The organism is Puniceicoccus vermicola (assembly GCF_014230055.1).
Taxonomy (GTDB): Bacteria; Verrucomicrobiota; Verrucomicrobiia; order Opitutales; family Puniceicoccaceae; genus Puniceicoccus; species Puniceicoccus vermicola.
In genome coordinates, this window is the sequence record NZ_JACHVA010000118.1 from 22,186 (window position 1) to 39,808 (window position 17,623).

A 17,623-nucleotide genomic window follows, 5' to 3' on the forward strand; every position below is an offset into this window, starting at 1 on the left:
TCTTCCGTTGATTGTCAATGGGCGGATGATTCTCCGTGATTGGAGTGTTCAGATTTTCCTGAGGTTGGCTCTGCGTGTTCCGCGCCATGGCCGTGCTCGTCTACGTGGCTGTCATGGCCATGTCCTTCCCCGTGCTCGCCGTGTCCGGAACCATGCCCGAAACGCTCTTCGTAATTTTGACGTCCGAAGGGCTGGTCGTAGCGATACTTCTTCGGCATCGAAGGGTTCGGATTGCGAAGCTTCGCCAGATAGGTGGTCCGAGGACGGGTGTTCAAGTAGCCCAAGACGGAATAGTCGCGCGGAGATTGCTTCCACTTGTAGACTTCGGATTCCGTATCGGTGATGTCGCCGAAGGAGATGGCGTCGGCGGCACAAACCTGCTGGCAAGCCACTTTGATGGTGCCATCGGGAACCTTGATATCGGCAGAGTCTTTGGCTTTGACCTTTTGGTTGATCTTGGCCGATTCAATCCGCTGCACGCAGTAGGTGCACTTCTCCATGACGCCACGCATACGCACGGTCACGTCGGGATTCTTCTGCATCTTGATCGGTTTTGCCGGCCCAGAGGGTCCAAGAGGCCCTTCGTAGAAATGTCCGTCGGAACGTTTATTCCAATCGAAGAAGTTAAAGCGGCGCACCTTATACGGGCAATTGTTCGCGCAATAACGGGTTCCCACGCAACGGTTGTAGGCCATCACGTTCAAGCCCTGTTCATCGTGAACCGTGGCGTTGACCGGGCAAACCGTCTCACAGGGAGCCAGTTCACAGTGGTTACAAGCCATGCCCTGGAATGCGACTTGGACTTCTTCCGGTATCCCGGATTCATCCTTCTCCTGAGAGGCAAAGTAGCGGTCGAGGCGAATCCAGTGCATCTCGCGCCCGCGGAGGACCTGGTCCTTACCGACGATCGGGATGTTGTTTTCACTCTGACAGGCGACGACGCACGAGTTACACCCTGTGCAAAGGTTCAAGTCGATCGCCATTCCCCATTGCTGCGGAGCGGTGAACTCCGGAGTCTTGTAGAGGGATCCCCCCTTGGGAATCTCGGTCACCTTTTGCTGGAGAGGCATGTCCTTCGCATTCCCGTAGATGGGAGGCGAGTGCGATTCCATCCCCATTTTGGAAACGAAGTCCGGAGATTCGGCAAATTCTTCAACGGTGCCTTCCCGCATGAGCGCGCGGCCTTCCATCGACCAGTGCTCTTGGGTGTTTGCCAGCGGATAGACTTCGTCCGTAACTTGGAGGCTCGCTCCAGTCGTCGACCAGCGATTGGTCGAAGGCATCGCCGGATAGGCGTTAAAACCAACGCCCTGCCCTACGGGACCGCTGATGTCACGGCCGAAACCAACCGGAACAACGACCGTATAGTTCGCCAGACCGGGAAGAACGTGGATCGGTCCACGTAGTTCGGTGCCATTGACGGAAAGGACTCCCACCAAGGCCTGCTCCTTGCCCCGCTTAAACTGAGCGGTATTGCGCTGAAGCTGACCGGTCTCGGTCATCACGTTCGGGTCTTGAAAAATTTCCAGTCCGCTCTCTTCCTGCAGCTCCTTGGCCAATCGAGGGCTGATGAGGATCGCATTGTCCCAAGTCAGCTTGGTCATTGAGTCCGGACACTCCATCATCCAGCCGTTGTTGGCGTAACGACCGTCGAGAGTGTGACTGCTCGGGGTGAAGAGAACTTCGAGGTTCTTCGCGGAAACGACGCCGGGTGCTGGAGCCGGATTCGCGTTTAGGGCTGCGATGACTCCGCCGCCCGCCACAGATGGCTTGATCTCATCATAGCCGCTCTCGGGAAGAACTCCTACCGCCAAGAAGGTGGCAAAGCCCGCGCCCCCGTTGCCGGAGCGTTTGGCATAGGTCGCCTGCACGATGGCATAAGGGTCGGTCTCGGTCTTCCCACAAAGGCTGGCGAGAATTTCGATTTCGCTGAAGGAGTCCATCAGCGGTTCGATCATCGGCTGAACCGGAACGAGGGTGCCATCCCGCGTTTCCCCGTCGCTCCAAGTCTCGAGATAATGAGGGACGAGAAGGTGGGTTCCGGTCGAGGCCGAGGTCTCATCGTTCCAGTAACCGAAACGAACGACTTCACCCGCCTGCTGCTGCACCAACGGCCAATTGAGGTCGGCCGGGGCATTATAGACGGGATTTCCGCCGAGGATGAAAAGAGTATCAACCTTACCGGCCTTCAGTTCCTTCGCCAGATCCTGGATGGAAACGGCTTGGGACGCAGGAAGTTTCAGCAAGCGCTGCGTATTTCCTGGAGCGCCGAGCAACTCATTAATGAAGAAGGCGATCCACTGTACCCGCTCCTCCGCTCCCGGAGAAACGACCAAGACCGATTCGCCCTGGTGATCATAAAGATCTTTGGCGCAAGCGTTCACCCAATCGAGCGGAACCGAATCGTCGACTGGCATCCCTCGAACGAGGCCTGCGATGTCTCCATTCCCTTCGGCTCCCAAACTCAGAAGTTCCTGAGCCAAGGCGATGAGGAAAGCTTCATGCTGTGAAGCGGAAAGACGGAGACGGTGGTCGGCGGCGGCACCGCTCAGGCTAAAGTCACCTTCGACCACATAGAGGCGGTTCATCTGGTCGGCCTTCTTCGGATCGTCAACCTTGCGAGCTCGGCTGAAGGATCGGGTGGCCTCCGTGGAACCTGGATCCGTTCCCATGAAGTCGCTTCCTACGGACAGCACGCGACTGGCTTTCGAGTAATCGTTGATCACCCGGACCGGCTCCCCCCAATAGGTTTCGGAGGCACGATCAGCGGCAGAATAGTCGAGCGGCTCATACTCAGACCAAATGGCCTTCGGGAATTTTTTCTTCAGGTCCGCAACAAGGGCACGACGGCTGGGCGAAGTGCTATGCTCGGCCAAGAAGGCAAATCCCGCTCCTTGAGTGCTGGCCATTTGACCCGACCAGTTTGCCAGCAAATCCTTCACGGCGGCACGGTCGAGGCTCTTGGGCCCGCGGACATTCCGCTTGGCGCGGGATGGATCGTAGAGATCCAGAACACTGGCCTGCGTAAAGCTGTCGGTCGCTCCCCCGCCTGCGAGGTAGCTCGGGTTCCCTTCAATCTTGGTCGGACGGGCCTGGTGCGTCTCGACCACGACCGGTACGTTTTCCCAAGGTGTTGGGTGGGATGAAGAGTAGAACTGAGGCACGCCCGGAATGATGTTTTCCGGCTGCTGCACGTAGGGAAGGATCTCGTGCTTCGGACGACGGCACCCCGTCAATCCGACTCCCGCCAACCCGAAGGAGGCGGCCATGATCTTCATGAAATGGCGACGATTGAATCCCTGCAGCTCCGAAGCCCCTTGAGGGAATTCCCGTTCGGCCCATTCCTGAAATGCCGGAGTGTCCGCGAGATCATCGAGGCTCTTCCAGTAGCGAGAACCAGTCTTGCCCTCCAGGGCGTTGAATTCGTTATCCATCTCCTCCTTCATCGGTGGCAACCAGAGCAGGACTCCGGTGGGTTGACTTTCCAGTGCTGAACGAGCTCCTCACCCATTTCCAGCTGAGCCTTTTCCGACTCGGGCTTCCAGGTGAGGTCGTAAACTTTGTCCAAGGGGCGAATGTGCTTCTCCGGATTGCGGTGACAATCCAAGCAGAAGGCCATCGAAAGTGGCTTGGCGTGGTATACCGTTTCCATTTCGTTGACCTGTCCGTGACACTCCACGCAGCTGACTCCGCGATTCACGTGCACGGAGTGGTTGAAAAATACGTAATCCGGAGTCTTGTGAACGCGAACCCAGGGGATCGGCTCACCGTTCGCATAACTATCACGCACGGGCTGCAATGCCGGAGAATCCGTCTGCACCATGCTGTGGCAGGCCATGCAGGTGTTCGTCGCCGGCACGTTCGAGTGCTCGGAGCGATCGACAAAAGTGTGGCAGTAACGGCAATCCATCCCCAATTGGGAGACGTGAATGTCGTGGCTGAATGCCACCGGCTGCACCGGCTCGTATCCAACCCGCGCCCACTTCGGCGTCATGTAATAGTAGATACCAGAGATGATCCCACCGACCACTAGCAATAGGCAGCCAATGATTCGGAGTGGGGCTCGGTTTATCCAGGAGGGGAAGACGTTAGCCATGAGATTCTACTGGAAATCCCCTTCCGGGCGCTGGACCTGGCGTGGTGCCGGGCGAAAGTGAGCGTTGGTGGCAGGATTCGACACCGAACCGTTCTCCGGCCGTGCCGAAGCCCCGGTACGGGTGAAGAGCAAGACTGCGCCTATGCCGGCTGCCAAGCGTCCTAAAAAGGATGACCGTTTCAATTCTCGGAGATCTCAGGTTGATAAATAAAAGTGCGAAAGCCCTCCTCAGGAATGATGGAGGGCATAAAGGAAACTACTAAAAAACGTTAGAGGCCCGTTTTCTCCCCAAGCAACCCTTTTGTTCAAAGATCTTTGAAAAAACTTGCTACTGAGATTCAGTCTTATTAATAAAGAGGCTGCGAGAAATCGGAGAAGGCTTTTCACGGGTCTGGAAGCTAGCAAGTCGGATGCCATCCGACAACCTCTCAAAAAAGATTAGTATTTCTGCTAATCATACACCCCCTCCCAGCGCCATTTTCCGCTGGGAACACGAACCAATCGACAGAAGAACTGGCTACCCCACTCGACATCCCACTCCTCCTGCGACCATCGGTAGCGAGGATCCCACCAATCTCCGGAGATGCGCCACGGGCCCCGTACGGCCTGGATGCGATGAGACGAGCGCTTCCAGATACAACGCACCGGCCTCCCCTCCTCACACCAGACCTCAATGGGCCGCGGAGGACGGAAGCGTCGCAAGGCGGGCCCGAGGTTCTTCCCGTACGTCATGGCTCCCTCTTCAACCTGGATTCGGGTCGAGGCGGGCACCAGCTCGCAGGCGTCGGGATGATGGGTGGGCTCGCGGACGGGGACTCCTACCTTTTCCTCGCCGAGAAAGCCCTGAATCCTTCCCACCGTTTCTTGAAACTGAAAGGGGCTCTTCGCCGAAATCTCGAAAAAGTCCCGCTGCTCGGGGAGTGGATCGCCCGGTTCAGCCTCGAGACCGATGAGCTGGAGTGCCGCCTCTGTCCGCACCCCCGAGAGATACGCCTCGATCATGGCAAAGAGCGGGGTCACGCGTGCCGTGGCTTCCGGGAGCGCAAAGCCATGGCCTCCTTCAACCTTGGCCTCCGTGCGCCAGAAAAGCTCCAAAGAGCGGGCGATCTTTCCTGCAGCCAGGAGCGAGGAACAAACCTCTTCCAACAAGCGACGAATGATGAACAGAGCCTGATCGAGGGTCTCGACCCGATGCTCCAACTCCATCTCCCGCCGAAAGACAGGGGGCTCCTCAATGACGGTCAGCAGCCGGGCACGGCGTCCTTTCATCCGCTCCCAGAGGAGAACCCCTTCAGGCCCGAGACGGCTGGCAACAGCCCCTTTGGCAAAGCGGACGAACTCGAGAAGACAGGTCAACCCCCACTCCCGCAAGCGCCTGAGAATCTCTGCCGGCAATGGAATCTCGTGAAGCCCCATCCCCCCGAAAAGCCCTTCATCCGTCACCGCATGGGAAAGATGTGACCTCCCGTAAGACGCCCACTGGGCTCGCTCCGGAGTGTCCGAAATGCCCACCCGGATCGCGATCCCGGCCCGATCTGCCCGGTCCGCAATCTGCCCGGCCATCTCCTCAAGATTCTTCACCCCGCGCAGATCGACTGTAACCTCTCCGGCGGCAGTCGCCTCAACTCGAGGAGAGACCCCGAAACCGAGAGCAATCAGCCATCCCATCGCCGACTCTTCCGCCGACGGGTTCTTCTCCAAGACGGCCAGATGCGAACACCGCGCCAGAGCCCGCGCCGTGGACATCCCCGGGGCGACTCCTTGCTTCCGTGCCTCATCGTCGACACAGGCCAACACGGACGTTCGATCCTCTCGCACTGCCACAGCGCAAGGAGATGGCGAATCCTCCTCCTGACGCCAAAGAGCAGCCTCCAGAGGAAAATTGGGAATTCGGATAACCGCAAACACCTCACCGCGTCTCCCTCATCCTGCCTTCTCGGATCCGATCTCCCTGCCCATCGCCGAAACGAATGGCCCTCCATCAGCAGGACCGGCGTCCTGAGTCGCAGCTTGTCCATCGGCGGAAACGAGTGAAATTCCGCCCCTCAAATCCTCTCGGGACGCATTGAAGCAGTCGGGAAAAGCCCAATCTGCAGAGAGGTGCCAACGCTGAGTCGCTGCCGGAACCACCATTGGCGGCGTCCAAAGGATCAGACTGGCCCCCTTCCGCTGCGCCAGGCGTTGCAATCGGTACCAGCGATTCAACGGCACCCTCTTCCACTCTTCTGCCGACAAGAGGACTCCATCCAGGCAGACAAAGGGGAAATTCTCGTCTCGCAAGACAGTATCCGCAACGCGAATCGCCTCTGACAGGCCGCCCCCGCGCGTCCACAACAGGTGCGGGTAGGAGCGATCAAACGCCGTCACTGGGTCGAGGCAGTTGCAGGGATCCACCCAAACCATGCGCAGACGGCGGCGCTGTGTCTCCTCCACCAATTCCAGAAGCACCTCCAAGCTTCCCGAAGTCCTTCGAGGTCGAGTCGTCACCTGCGTTAACCCCGGAGTCTCGATGCAACCCCGAATCCAGGAAGAGAGGTCCTCGCCCGTCTCCTCCGAGCCTCTCCGTGTTGACGAAAAAGCCGAGGGAAACCGAGCCCTCACTTCGGTGCAGATTTGGTCAAAGGAACGAGAAGAGAGGCTCATGATTTATAGTGATATTTTGTTCACTATTTCAGGCAAGCGAGAAATGAAACCTAACTCTATTTTGATTCACCGAAACACTCGCTCCGGAATCGACATGTCACAACTTTTCCTAATGCTGTACTTTACGACGCCCCTCCGCTACTCCAGATCCCATTCACCCTTATTCCTCGTTGATCAGGATGATGCATCGATCATTGCCTGAGATTCCCCCCACGAAAAATTACCCATGCCTCCCAACCCCTTATTCACTCGTTGTTTTCCGCAACGACCTGCCCCTTGCCGCCATCATGGATTTTGACGTTATCATCATTGGAGGCAGTTTCGCTGGATTGAGCGCCGCCTTGTACATCGCCCGCGCTCGTCGATCAGTCTGCATCGTCGATAAGGGCTCACCCCGCAACCGCTTTGCAGACCACTCCCATGGCCTCCTCGGAATGGATGGGGTCGACCCACAGACCATTCTCACCCGAGCTCGTAAACAGCTTACCTCCTACCCTTCGGTTCATTTCATCGACAAACGCGCAGTGGAGGCAAAAGCGATCCCCGACGGTTTCTCGGTAAAATTATCCACCGAGCGCACGTTCAAATCCTCCCGACTCATTCTTGCCTACGGCCTCTCCGACCAGCTCCCGACCATACCCGGCCTTCAAGAGCGCTGGGGCAAGACGGTCCTCCACTGCCCTTACTGCCACGGGTATGAGTTCAGCGACCGTCATTTGGGCGTCCTCTATCTATCCTCGATCTCCATTCTCCAAGCCATTGTCGTCTCGGACTGGGGTCCCACCACCCTCTACCTCAATGGAGAATCCCAGCCAGAGGAGGAGTCCCTGGCACAATTGCACGAACGCGGGATCGAGATCGAACCCGCTCCCGTCACCGCTCTTCAGGGAGAAGGAGAATCGCTGGCCTATTTGGAACTAGAAGATGGACGCCACTCTCCCGTAGACGCCCTCTACATCGCACCGGCAACCCGCCAGAATAGCGATCTGGCCCAACAGCTCGGCTGCGAATTCGAGGAAGGTCCGTTCGGGGAATTCATTAAGACCAACGAAGAGCGCATGACCACCGTCCCCGGAGTTTTTGCCGCCGGAGACATTGCCCGGCCGAAACAAAATGCCACTTGGGCGACCGCAGATGGCGTCACCGTCGGAGTCGCCGCTCACCACTCCTTTCTTTTCTAGGCTCTGGCGAGGCCTTTTCCGAGCGGGAAACACAGGCTGGCAGCCTGTGCTACTTTTTATGCCTCACTCATTCAAAAACTTCGAAATAATAGGAGCTCCTCGTGCTGGAAATCCGGTGCTCTAAACCTTCCGTATAGAACTCTCCCGCTCGGCATCTCTCAACTGCCTCGATGCTGCATCCATACTCCCGCTGAGAGCATCTCGCATCTTTTTCAAAAAAAGGACCGCCCTACAACCCGATCGAATTCCCGACTTGGAAAATTGACGTGACCACCGCCAAGGCGACCATGGTCACAAAGAGAAAGGCTCCCCCGATCGCCGCTCCAGAGACAATGATCGTCAGATTGCGGAGTCGATTGCTCAACGACTCGCGGTATTCTTCCCGCAGGGTCTCAAACCCGGAAGAGAGTTCTCCGGTCTCCTCGCCCACCTTCAAGAGGTCGGAGGCCGTCGGATTGAGCAGGCCGTGCTGTTGCAAGGAGACGGCCACCGAGGCACCCTCATTCACGAGGTTACGCACTTCTTCAAAACGCCTGCGTAGCTCCAGATTCCGGATTGCCTGTCGGGTCAGCGAAAAAGCCTGCGATGCGTGGATTCCGCTCCCGAGCAGCAAGGAAAGAATACTGCAGAGACGGTAAACTTCCGAATCACGAACAATCGCTCCCACGATCGGAACCTTCAGCAAGAATCGGTCATACTTGAACCGCCCCTCGGGCGTCCGGCGCACGACCAAAGAAATCAAAAAGGCAATCAATACCGTGACCGCCAGGATGGGAGCTGCCAGCAGGAGGACATTGGAGGCCCCAATCAAAAAGGCCGCAAAGGGAGAAAGCCCCGAACCCAATCCTTCGACAGTGGATTGGACCCGCGGCATCAAAAAGAATAAAAGAAACGCCGCCACGGCCAGCGCCATGCCGAACAAAAATGTCGGATACAGCAGACTCCCGATGAGCTTTCGTCGCACGTCGCGGCTCTCGTCCCGCTGAGCCAACAACTCCTCGAGGATTGGTGGAAGGTTTCCGGTCTGCTCGCCGATCTCGATGACCGTATTCATGGTATCACGACTCCGGCCCGGGGCCGCATCCTTGAGAGCCTGGCCCAAGGTAGATCCATCACTCAACCTCGCCCACACCGCTGCCGCGAGGCTTTGCAATCGCGGAGAAGTCGCGCGGTCTCGCAGGTTGCGCACAGCATCTCCGATGGCCATTCCCCCTTTCACCAGACCCAAGAGCATTTTCAGGAAGGCATCCACCTGCACATCCCCTGGGGGTGCCACTTTCTTGCCGGATTTCTCCTTCTGAGTCGTTCGCTTTTTCGAAACCGCTTCCTGAATACTCGTCGGACGCAGCCCCATGCCCCGTAGCCTTCGAGTGGCCTGTACTCGGTCCGAGGCCTCGACCTCTCCACGGGTTGACTGGCCGGAAGCGTCTCGCGCCGTATAGCTAAACTTTGCCATCGATGCGGATGACTAAGAGTCCTCTTCCATTGTGCGAACGTGCCGCAGCGCTTCTTCAGGAGATGAAATTCCTGACAACATCAGATCCCAAGCGCTTTGTTGCAGCGTCTTCATGCCATCACCCACCGCCGCCTCGCGGATTTTCTTGGAAGACGCTCGCTCAAGGACCAAATCATGCGCAGCTCTCTGGACCTGCAGCATTTCAAAAACTCCAACACGACCGCGATAACCCAGGCCACGACACCATTCGCAACCCACCGGATAGGTGAGCTCTAAGTTCTCGGCATCAAATCCCTCAAGGGACAAGTCGAGCATGCGCCGCATCGCCAGAGCTCTTTCCGAAGGCACCGGACGCTTCTCCGAGCAGTGCGAACAGAGTCGCCGAACCAAGCGCTGAGCGATAACGAGCTCGACACTCGAAGCGATCAGGAAGGGCTCGATCTCCATGTCGATTAGCCGGGTAAGTGCCCCGGGGGCATCATTGGTGTGAAGCGTAGAAAGCACGAGGTGCCCGGTCAGAGAAGCACGAATCGCGATCTCCGCCGTGTCGCGGTCCCGAATTTCCCCGACCATAATGATATCCGGATCCTGCCGCAAGATATGCCGTAGCGAGCGCGCAAAGGTCAGCCCTAGGTCCTCGCGGATCTGAGTCTGATTGACGCCGGGCACTTCATATTCAACGGGATCCTCCACCGTCATGATCCGCTTGCTCGGCGAGTGAATCATGCGGATGAATGCATTTAGCGAGGTCGATTTCCCCGACCCCGTGGGACCCGTCACCAAAATGATCCCGTTGGGGCGCCTCAAGACTTCCCCGACGATATTCTTCTCAAACTCCCGGAGGCCGAGATCATCGACGCTCATGGCCTGACTCTTCTGGTTCAGCAAACGCAAGCTGACGCTTTCCCCGTAAAGTGTGGGGAAGGTTGAGATACGAATATCAATCTCATCCTTGCCGAAATGGAATCCGATCCGGCCATCCTGAGGGCGACGCCTCTCAGAAATATTCAGGTGGGCCATGATCTTGATTCGAGAAATGATCGCGGCCTGAAAGCTTTGCAGATTTTCCGGGACCGCCACTTTGGTCAGCTCGCCATCGATCCGATAGCGAATCGCCAGCTTTTCCCGATGAGGTTCAAAATGAATATCCGTGGCGCGGCTCTCCAACGCCTGTCGGATCACCTCATTCACGAAGCGGATCACCGCGGCGTCTTCGTCTTCAACCTCCTCTTCGTCCTCCAGAGAGGTCAAAGACTGCTGGCCTTCAAGGCTTGCCGAACCGACTCCATATCGTTCCGTGATGCGCTCACTCACCTTGTCGAGTGTGCTCATTTTGACCGTGGGCCAGCGTCCGCTCAGAGTGCGGATCCAGCGTTTCTCCAACGGGCTCAACGGCCACACCACCATCGTCTCGAGGGAAAATCCTTCCTCAGAGTCCTCATCCTGTTTCACCGGAAGGAACTGCAGCGAGTGCAGAAGCTTGCTCGGCACGGCGACAAGAGCGTCCTCGTCGACGACGAAGTCCTCCACGAAAGGGAGATTGGCGACCGCCGCAACCCGGCGTGAAGTCTCATTCTCTGAAATTCCCAGTCTTTCCGAAAGGTATCGAATCTTCCCCAATCGGTCACAGCCAAACCATTCTTCGTCGGACTCGATTCCCAGGGCCTTCAACAACCCCTCCTCGGAAACGACACCTTCCGAGACGACTTCTGGTTCGGATCCGCTCATTTCTGGGGAACGATTACCCGACGGCGAACGGGAATCTTTACCGAACTATTGCCATCGTCCTGCGGTTTAGGCGCAGCCGAGGAAGAAGTCGGAAAGCCTCCCCTTCCCGGCGGTGGAGGGATCACAGCCGGAATTTCACCGGTAACGGTCGGAGCCTTCAAAGGGATGGTTTCTCGACGTCCACCGGTCTCGACGACTGCCTCCCGACGGACCAGATGAAATTGAATAAATTTCACATCTTCGATCGACTCGCCCGGAGCCAACCATGTCCCCCGCTTCTCTCCTCGGCGGCGTAGCGAAACCGTCACTTCCCCATCCTTGGCAACAACGCCAATCAATTCAAAGCGACTCGCAGCCGCAGCGACCGGAGCTCTCGATGTTTGCTCACGCGGTGGTTCAGACTTGCGATAACCGTGCGGTAAGAAGGGAGAACGCTCTACCAAGCTTTCAATGGAGTCCGTCTCCGCCCACAGCGAGACTCCCACCAGAAGAAGGCAACTGGCTGACAGCAGCCTCCTCATTCCTCTGGCCCCTCTCCCGTCTCGTTCTCGATCTGCTTGTCGATCGGCTCCACCGCATCGACGTCGGGGTTGATGCGCGGGATCTTCATCGAATCGAACTCTCCCTTCTCAAGGTAGTTCTTCACCGACTCCTTCTCATCCAAATTTTCGAGCATACGAATGGCATCCCGATTGGCCTCCGAAGGTGCGAGCATAACGTTCGGCTTAATAAAGATCAGCAGTTCGCGCGTGCGAACCTGAGCCGTCCGGCGAGTGAAGAGCCAGTCCCCCAGAATGGGCAGATTTCCCAGGACCGCCAATTTGTTCTTGGCCAGAGTTCGCTGCCGCTCCTGCAATCCTCCGAGGACGATAATTTCCTGATCTTTCACACTGACAAAAGACTCTGCCTCTCGGGTACCAATGATCGGCTGACCGTTGAGATCCGGGTTGTCCGAATCGGAAATGATCGAAACAATGTTCTCCACCGTCTGGAGAATTTCCATCTGGATGACCCCGGTCTCGGCGATCAGGGGCTTCACCGTCAATTCAATCCCGATGTCCTTAAACTCCACATTACTGCGAGTCGCACTGGAATCATTACTAATGACCGAGCCCGTTACGATCGGCCGGGTTTCCGCGACGATGATATGAGCCTCACGATTGTGAGTCGTCATCACCGTCGGTGCCGAGAGGACGGTGACATCCCCATTCCCGCGGGCTACGTTGAATACGGTCTGCATTGAGAAATCGGGCAGAGTCAACGCAGTCACAGCCAACCCACCAATGTTGAGTGGGATCTGACCGCCATCACCGTTGTTGGCCAAGCTAAGAGTATTCTCTCCGTTGGTATTGTACTGGATCCCGAAAGCATCAATGCCCCGCACTTGGTCCTCATCCAGGGTCACTTCAACGATCACGACCTCGATGCGGACCTGAGCGAGGAGGATATCGATCTGATCGATCAATTTCCCAATCTGCTCGATGTCACTATCCGTCCCGTATACGATCACGGCATTACTGCGTTCGTCGAAAACCAAGCTCGCAAATTGGCTGAACTGCATTCGCCCGGCGTTCTTCGCAACCGCGGCGGTGGCCAAAGCCGCTGCCTCCGGAGTCGTCCGCGATGTCTCAACGGTCGTCTGCCCTTGGGCGTTGGGAGCCGAGCCCAAAGGACCCTCGTTGCGAGATCCCTCTCGGTCGACGGTAACCTCGTCGTCTTCTTTCTCCCGCTGGTTCGAAACCAGCTGTTCAATCACTGTTGCGATCTCCTCCGCAATCGCGTGACGGATGTAGAAAACCTTGCTTGAGGTCAGTGGCTTAACATCCACATCGAACTCTCCGATGAGCTTCTCGATCATCTCCATACTATCCGGATGGGCGACGACGACCAACTGGTTCGACCGCTCGACCGAGGTGATGACGGTATTGCCGGAGAAATACCGGGACAGCGGTCCACTGGCAAAAGACTCCAGACTCTGCTGAAGATCCGCAGCAGGCATATTTCGGATCTGGAAGAAACGCACCTCTTCCTTCGAAGCCTGCTTCTTATCGATCTGGTCGAGGATCGTTTCGATCCTCTGCAAATTCGTCAGCGAATCCGTCACCAAAAGCCAGTTGGATTTCTGAAGCGACAAGAGCCCCCCCCCTCCCAGGATCGGCTGGATTGCGGTTGTGGCTTCTTCGGCGGTGAGAAAATCCAGTTTAAAGATTTTCGCATACACGGCCTCCGTCGGCTCCCGATCAAGCGTGGATCCGACAATCAAGGTCGGGGCCTCGCTCATGATCGAAGCACTGGGGACCGCCTTCAAAAACTTCTCCGAGAGCTCAACCAGCGAGATGCCGTTGAGACTCAACAGACTCTCCAAGGCGACGATTTTCTCCTCCTCGGTCAGAGGCTGATTCGGGAGAAAGGTGATCTGGATCGCGGGGATCGACTGAGGGCGCAAAATGGATCGGCCTGTCAGACTCTCCAATTCCTGGAAAACGGTATCGATGTCTGCATCGACGAAGAGAAACGGATCCGGCTGCTGAGCGCGGAGGGCTACGGGGCCGATCAATATCAGCCCCATCAAAGAGAGAAATAGGATTTTGCAGAAACGATTCATGGAGCGGAGGCTAAACCGGTTGGCCCGGTATTAAATTCAAAGCCATCAAGGCGCAGGGAGACGTCAAGACGCTCCGGCGATCTCTCGTTAACGGAAAGCAGCATCGAGTCGATCGAAACGGGAATGCCGTCATTTTCCAAGCGTCGAATAAAGTCAATCAGCGGAACAATTGCCACATTGTCGAAGTAGAGCTCGAGCCGATGAACCGAAACCATCTCTCCGCTCATCGTTTCCACCGGATCCATATCGGGGCGGAGTCCGACACCCCGTGAAAACTGGTCTACCGCCTCTACGAAAGAAGAAGCCGTCAGGGTGCGCTGGGCCTCCATCCTCTCCAAGCGGGAAGCGATTTCCTCCTCAACTGAATCCTCGCGCGAAAGGACGGTCTTCTGAAACTCCAATTCTGCGGAAGCCCGCTGGTTTCGCTCCATGAGCGCGCGATAGCCGGACAACATCGAAGACGCCCAGAAGATTCCCACTCCCAGAAGAAGAACCACCGCGATCAAACGCTCGCGCAGGCTCAATCGAAAAAACCGTTCCCGGATATTCATCCCTGAGCTCCCCCCTGATTCGGTACGCGGACCGACAGCTCAAACTCTACCCTTCCATCGCGAGTACGCGGTGGCGGGGCGTCGGTCAAGGAGAAGCGCTCGTCGCTCTTCAACCGCTCAACAAATTCATTCAGCACCCGGACATTGGTTACGCGACCTTCGACCCGAAAGGTGTCCGGCTCATCGAACGTCACATCCAGAAATTGAATTCCATCCGGCCGCACCAGATTCAAATCTCCCAGTCGCTCGAAGACCGACACCCGCGACTCGCCCAAATCATTCAGCCGCGCGGCGAGATCGGCTCTCTCCTCAACCGAACGGACCCGCGGGGCCAATTGACGTTGGGTCGATTCCTTCCCGTCGACCCAGTAATCAAGCCCCCAGAGCAGACCTTGACCCACGATCAAGAAGAGAATGAAGGCCGCAGCGATCCGGGCCCCGACCCAAATGCGTTCAGCCGACTTCTTGTCCGTCCTGAATTTCTGGATCTCTTCGGTCGGGCGCAGGTCTGCTTTCCACAGCGATTCATCCGCCACCGACCACGAACGTTCCTCCCCGTCCGGATACAAAACCACCGCCACAAATCGATCCCGGGAATCTGCCGAAACTTTCTGAATCGAAACCTTCGTCAACGAATCAATGCCCAAAAATTTCCGCCCCAAAAATTCAAAGGAAGACTCCACTTCTGAGCGAAATTCAGGACTGTCGGGTGCGCTTTGTAGGCCGATAACTTCCGACGGGATGACTCCTCCCGTCTCAAAGAAAAGCAGACAACCGCCCTCTAACGTTTCGAGATACTCGATTGTTCCGTTTTTCCGGCTCCATCCCAAAAGCGGAAAAAACTCCGGCAAGAGGAACTCGTCCCCTCCGCATTCGGGAAGCACCGATCGATCGCACCCCCATACTGCCACGCGTCCCGCCACATCCGAGTAGACACCAATCGCCACCTGTTCCCCGGGAAACGGGAGCTCTTCCTCAAATGCCAGGACCGCGGCTTCCTCCGCCTCATTGGGCAGGATCCCTTCCACTGGCTCGAAGGATTGAAAGACGAAATGACGACTCGCCGCCAAGACGACGCGTCCTCCTTCTCCTTTCTTTCCTTTCTCGTTCATGTCAGGAAAGTTACCCTTCTTTTTTCTCATCATCAAGAACCAAGGACAGCCCTTCCCGCACATCGATGAGTTTCCAATTCCCCCAGGCAGCTTCACCCTCTTCCGAGTTCACGGGTTCAGGACGCTGACCTTCTTGTTCTTCACCTTCGGAATCCTTCGCGATCCAGGCTTCCTTCCAAACATAGCGTTCGCCCACGAGGAGACTTGCGCGAATTCGAAGAACCTGACTTTCCGACGAGAAAAGTTCACCCATCTCTCCGTCCTCGCCTCCCGGCAATTCGGTCAAAACCCGATCATTTTCGGTTCCCTCTTCATTATCGATACCATCCCGCTCATCGAGCCAGCTCGGGTAAGAAATGACATCGGCATCGTGCAACCATTCCACCATTTCCCGATCTACCGAATTGATGTTGGCTGGAGAATCGTGATCGAGACTGAAACGCGAGGAAAACTCCTCTGCCCAAGGCAAAAGCGCACCTTGCCCGTCGAAGGCCGCTTCCCCCCACTCCGGAATCGACCAAATCTCATTCCAGGACTTTGGCATTCGATTCGGCACCCAGGGATCACGACCGCGTCCCAGATTCGAGTTCTCCCGACCTTGGTAACGCTCGTCATCATCCTCATCCATCCAATCGAGAAGCAAATCCCGCAATTCCGAGGCTTCCCCCTTCGAGAAACCCGATTCCTCTAAAAGATCCAGTAGTTGATCCTCCCCGAGAAGAGATAAACCGGGACGATTCGATTCATCAAAGATCTGCACCTCAATCCCGTCCAATTCCGTCGGCCAGCCGCTCAGAAGTTCAGCAGGCCGCCCCCAGCCCTCGGAAGGATCGTGCAACCCTTCCGCAATCTCCTCAAACGCATGGAGCGAAGCCATGCCCGCTTCAATCGCGCTTGAAAGCCTCAATCCAACTCCCGACCGGGACTCCCCACCCCGGGTCTCTGCAAGCAGGGATCGCTCAAGAGCATAACTCGCCAAGAGTGAAACCACCATCCCCATCGCCGCCAGAACCCCGAGTACCACCAGCAAAACTCCGCCTTGGCGAAAATTCATTCTTACCATAGCGCCAGATCTCCCTCAGCATTTCCTAATTTGATCCATCGGATCGTCTCGTCTGGAAAATGAACCAGCAAGTACCGAGGCACCTCAACTTCCTGAACTCCTCTAGCTTCCAATCGCTCAACATCCTCCCAACGCTCCCGATCTTCATCCCAGTTCCAATACTCAAGCTCGACTCCCTCAGAGAACAGGGCGAGGCCATCGTCAATACGGGGGCGATCCTCCTGATCTCCGACCACCGGCACCAGACGGATTGCATCCCGGTCGGTCACCAAAGCAAATTTCTCAGTGGACCACTCCTCCGAAAGAGCCCGGGTCAATGGACTGTTCTCAATGGAAAAGGTTAGCCACATCTCCCCTCGATCTCCGGGTAGATTCCTGACTTCAAGCCCCTCTTCGTCTGAAGTCTCGAGATAAGTGCGGAGGAACGAAAAGAGACGAAAATCCTCATCAGCCCGAAGATCGCCCGCTCGGGCCTTTTCCCACGCTCCCACGATGCCAAGTAGTAGATTCAAAGCCGCAGCAAAGATCGCAGCCGACAATGCCAAAGCAATCAGCACCTCGACCAAGGTGAATCCATTGCGCCCGCTCCCTCTCATCGATTTACCTCATCCAGACGCTTCTGAATCTCGCGCCTCGCATCATCCATCAACGGTCCCCGATCCACCGAAACGGACCAGTCAGGCCGAAAGAGAAAGAGCCTCTCTTTCGATTCCCGATCCCCCGCCTCAATCTCCAACTCAACCATAAAGAGATCGGGGATCTCCGTCTCATCGAGATTCGCGCTCCAACGAACCCTATCGCCATTCGGCAGATTCATCCGGTCCCCTTCCTCAAGTTCCTCCCGACTCTCTGCCAGTAGAACCTGATCCCGGGCAACACTCCAGCCGATCGGAGGCTGCCGGACCTCTCGCGCTCGCCCCAACAAGTTCAGCGAAGAACGAACAGCCCCCCCGACAGCAACAGCAGCGACCGTCAAAAGAGCCAGCGCCAATAGCACCTCGGGTAGCGTAAATCCCCGGCCGTTACGCCGCAAAACTAACTCAGGGCACTGCATAGAACATCTACGCGGATTGAATGCCAGTCGAACAAGAGGATCAACAAAGATTATCGGCCACAGCCCTCGTCAAACTGCAATCCGATCTACTGCCAAAAGAATGAGGAAGTTAAACTCACAAGCCCTCCCCCCAA

Annotated in this window: 14 protein-coding genes; 1 reads left to right on the forward strand and 13 read right to left on the reverse strand. The window is 56.7% G+C overall.

The window, feature by feature from the left end; translation table 11 throughout:
• Positions 1–14 precede the first annotated feature (14 nt).
• The 4 genes from H5P30_RS15040 to H5P30_RS15055 form a co-directional block, all read right to left on the reverse strand.
• On the reverse strand, positions 15–3,434 hold the full coding sequence (locus H5P30_RS15040) for a TAT-variant-translocated molybdopterin oxidoreductase (protein ID WP_185693739.1): 3,420 nt from the start codon (positions 3,432–3,434) through the stop codon (positions 15–17).
• Between the two features lie 8 nt (positions 3,435–3,442).
• Entirely contained in the window at positions 3,443–4,096 is a 654-nt protein-coding gene (locus H5P30_RS15045) for a cytochrome c3 family protein (protein WP_185693740.1), read from the reverse strand.
• A gap of 450 nt (positions 4,097–4,546) precedes the next feature.
• Positions 4,547–5,920: a Y-family DNA polymerase gene (locus H5P30_RS15050; protein ID WP_185693741.1), complete on the reverse strand. Its 1,374-nt coding sequence runs from the start codon at positions 5,918–5,920 to the stop codon at positions 4,547–4,549.
• A 99-nt stretch (positions 5,921–6,019) separates the two neighbouring features.
• Complete coding sequence (locus H5P30_RS15055) at positions 6,020–6,739, reverse strand: hypothetical protein (RefSeq protein ID WP_185693742.1); 720 nt, start codon at positions 6,737–6,739, stop codon at positions 6,020–6,022.
• 179 nt (positions 6,740–6,918) lie between these two features.
• Here H5P30_RS15055 and H5P30_RS15060 point away from each other — a divergent pair, with 179 nt between their 5' ends.
• The gene (locus H5P30_RS15060; protein ID WP_221774382.1) at positions 6,919–7,920 is read left to right on the forward strand and encodes an NAD(P)/FAD-dependent oxidoreductase; all 1,002 of its coding nucleotides are present in this window, start codon (positions 6,919–6,921) and stop codon (positions 7,918–7,920) included.
• Between the two features lie 229 nt (positions 7,921–8,149).
• Here the strand turns inward: H5P30_RS15060 and H5P30_RS15065 are convergent, their stop codons facing one another.
• The 9 genes from H5P30_RS15065 to H5P30_RS15105 are packed head-to-tail and all read right to left on the reverse strand — an operon-like array spanning position 8,150 to position 17,489.
• Positions 8,150–9,376, reverse strand: a complete 1,227-nt coding sequence (locus H5P30_RS15065) for a type II secretion system F family protein (protein WP_185693743.1) — start codon at positions 9,374–9,376, stop codon at positions 8,150–8,152.
• A 12-nt stretch (positions 9,377–9,388) separates the two neighbouring features.
• Entirely contained in the window at positions 9,389–11,104 is a 1,716-nt protein-coding gene (locus tag H5P30_RS15070) for a GspE/PulE family protein (RefSeq protein ID WP_185693744.1), read from the reverse strand.
• Positions 11,101–11,625: a hypothetical protein gene (locus H5P30_RS15075; protein ID WP_185693745.1), complete on the reverse strand. Its 525-nt coding sequence runs from the start codon at positions 11,623–11,625 to the stop codon at positions 11,101–11,103. Before H5P30_RS15075 ends, H5P30_RS15070 begins: the two co-directional genes overlap by 4 nt.
• Positions 11,622–13,709: a secretin N-terminal domain-containing protein gene (locus tag H5P30_RS15080; RefSeq protein WP_185693746.1), complete on the reverse strand. Its 2,088-nt coding sequence runs from the start codon at positions 13,707–13,709 to the stop codon at positions 11,622–11,624. The genes H5P30_RS15075 and H5P30_RS15080 overlap by 4 nt, the downstream gene beginning before the upstream one ends.
• Positions 13,706–14,260 carry a hypothetical protein gene (locus tag H5P30_RS15085; RefSeq protein ID WP_185693747.1) on the reverse strand — a complete coding sequence of 185 codons (555 nt, stop codon included), beginning with the start codon at positions 14,258–14,260 and terminating at the stop codon, positions 13,706–13,708. Before H5P30_RS15085 ends, H5P30_RS15080 begins: the two co-directional genes overlap by 4 nt.
• On the reverse strand, positions 14,257–15,372 hold the full coding sequence (locus tag H5P30_RS15090; protein ID WP_185693748.1) for a hypothetical protein: 1,116 nt from the start codon (positions 15,370–15,372) through the stop codon (positions 14,257–14,259). The genes H5P30_RS15085 and H5P30_RS15090 overlap by 4 nt, the downstream gene beginning before the upstream one ends.
• 10 nt (positions 15,373–15,382) lie before the next feature.
• On the reverse strand, positions 15,383–16,426 hold the full coding sequence (locus H5P30_RS15095; RefSeq protein WP_185693749.1) for a type II secretion system protein GspK: 1,044 nt from the start codon (positions 16,424–16,426) through the stop codon (positions 15,383–15,385).
• 2 nt (positions 16,427–16,428) lie between these two features.
• A complete protein-coding gene (locus H5P30_RS15100; RefSeq protein WP_185693750.1) occupies positions 16,429–17,031 on the reverse strand; it encodes a prepilin-type N-terminal cleavage/methylation domain-containing protein in 603 nt (200 codons plus the stop codon).
• The gene (locus tag H5P30_RS15105; protein WP_185693751.1) at positions 17,028–17,489 is read right to left on the reverse strand and encodes a prepilin-type N-terminal cleavage/methylation domain-containing protein; all 462 of its coding nucleotides are present in this window, start codon (positions 17,487–17,489) and stop codon (positions 17,028–17,030) included. Before H5P30_RS15105 ends, H5P30_RS15100 begins: the two co-directional genes overlap by 4 nt.
• Between the last annotated feature and the right edge of the window lie 134 nt (positions 17,490–17,623).

Excerpts from the sequence above, each read along its gene's own strand:
- H5P30_RS15045 (WP_185693740.1), bottom strand. The coding sequence starts at position 4,096 with ATGGCTAACGTCTTCCCCTCCTGGATAAACCGAGCCCCACTCCGAATC.
- H5P30_RS15070 (WP_185693744.1), bottom strand. The coding sequence starts at position 11,104 with ATGAGCGGATCCGAACCAGAAGTCGTCTCGGAAGGTGTCGTTTCCGAG.
- H5P30_RS15085 (WP_185693747.1), bottom strand. The coding sequence starts at position 14,260 with ATGAATATCCGGGAACGGTTTTTTCGATTGAGCCTGCGCGAGCGTTTG.
- H5P30_RS15090 (WP_185693748.1), bottom strand. The coding sequence starts at position 15,372 with ATGAACGAGAAAGGAAAGAAAGGAGAAGGAGGACGCGTCGTCTTGGCG.
- H5P30_RS15040 (WP_185693739.1), bottom strand. The coding sequence starts at position 3,434 with ATGGATAACGAATTCAACGCCCTGGAGGGCAAGACTGGTTCTCGCTAC.
- H5P30_RS15065 (WP_185693743.1), bottom strand. The coding sequence starts at position 9,376 with ATGGCAAAGTTTAGCTATACGGCGCGAGACGCTTCCGGCCAGTCAACC.
- H5P30_RS15100 (WP_185693750.1), bottom strand. The coding sequence starts at position 17,031 with ATGAGAGGGAGCGGGCGCAATGGATTCACCTTGGTCGAGGTGCTGATT.
- H5P30_RS15060 (WP_221774382.1), top strand. The coding sequence starts at position 6,919 with ATGATGCATCGATCATTGCCTGAGATTCCCCCCACGAAAAATTACCCA.
- H5P30_RS15080 (WP_185693746.1), bottom strand. The coding sequence starts at position 13,709 with ATGAATCGTTTCTGCAAAATCCTATTTCTCTCTTTGATGGGGCTGATA.
- H5P30_RS15075 (WP_185693745.1), bottom strand. The coding sequence starts at position 11,625 with ATGAGGAGGCTGCTGTCAGCCAGTTGCCTTCTTCTGGTGGGAGTCTCG.
- H5P30_RS15105 (WP_185693751.1), bottom strand. The coding sequence starts at position 17,489 with ATGCAGTGCCCTGAGTTAGTTTTGCGGCGTAACGGCCGGGGATTTACG.
- H5P30_RS15055 (WP_185693742.1), bottom strand. The coding sequence starts at position 6,739 with ATGAGCCTCTCTTCTCGTTCCTTTGACCAAATCTGCACCGAAGTGAGG.
- H5P30_RS15095 (WP_185693749.1), bottom strand. The coding sequence starts at position 16,426 with ATGAATTTTCGCCAAGGCGGAGTTTTGCTGGTGGTACTCGGGGTTCTG.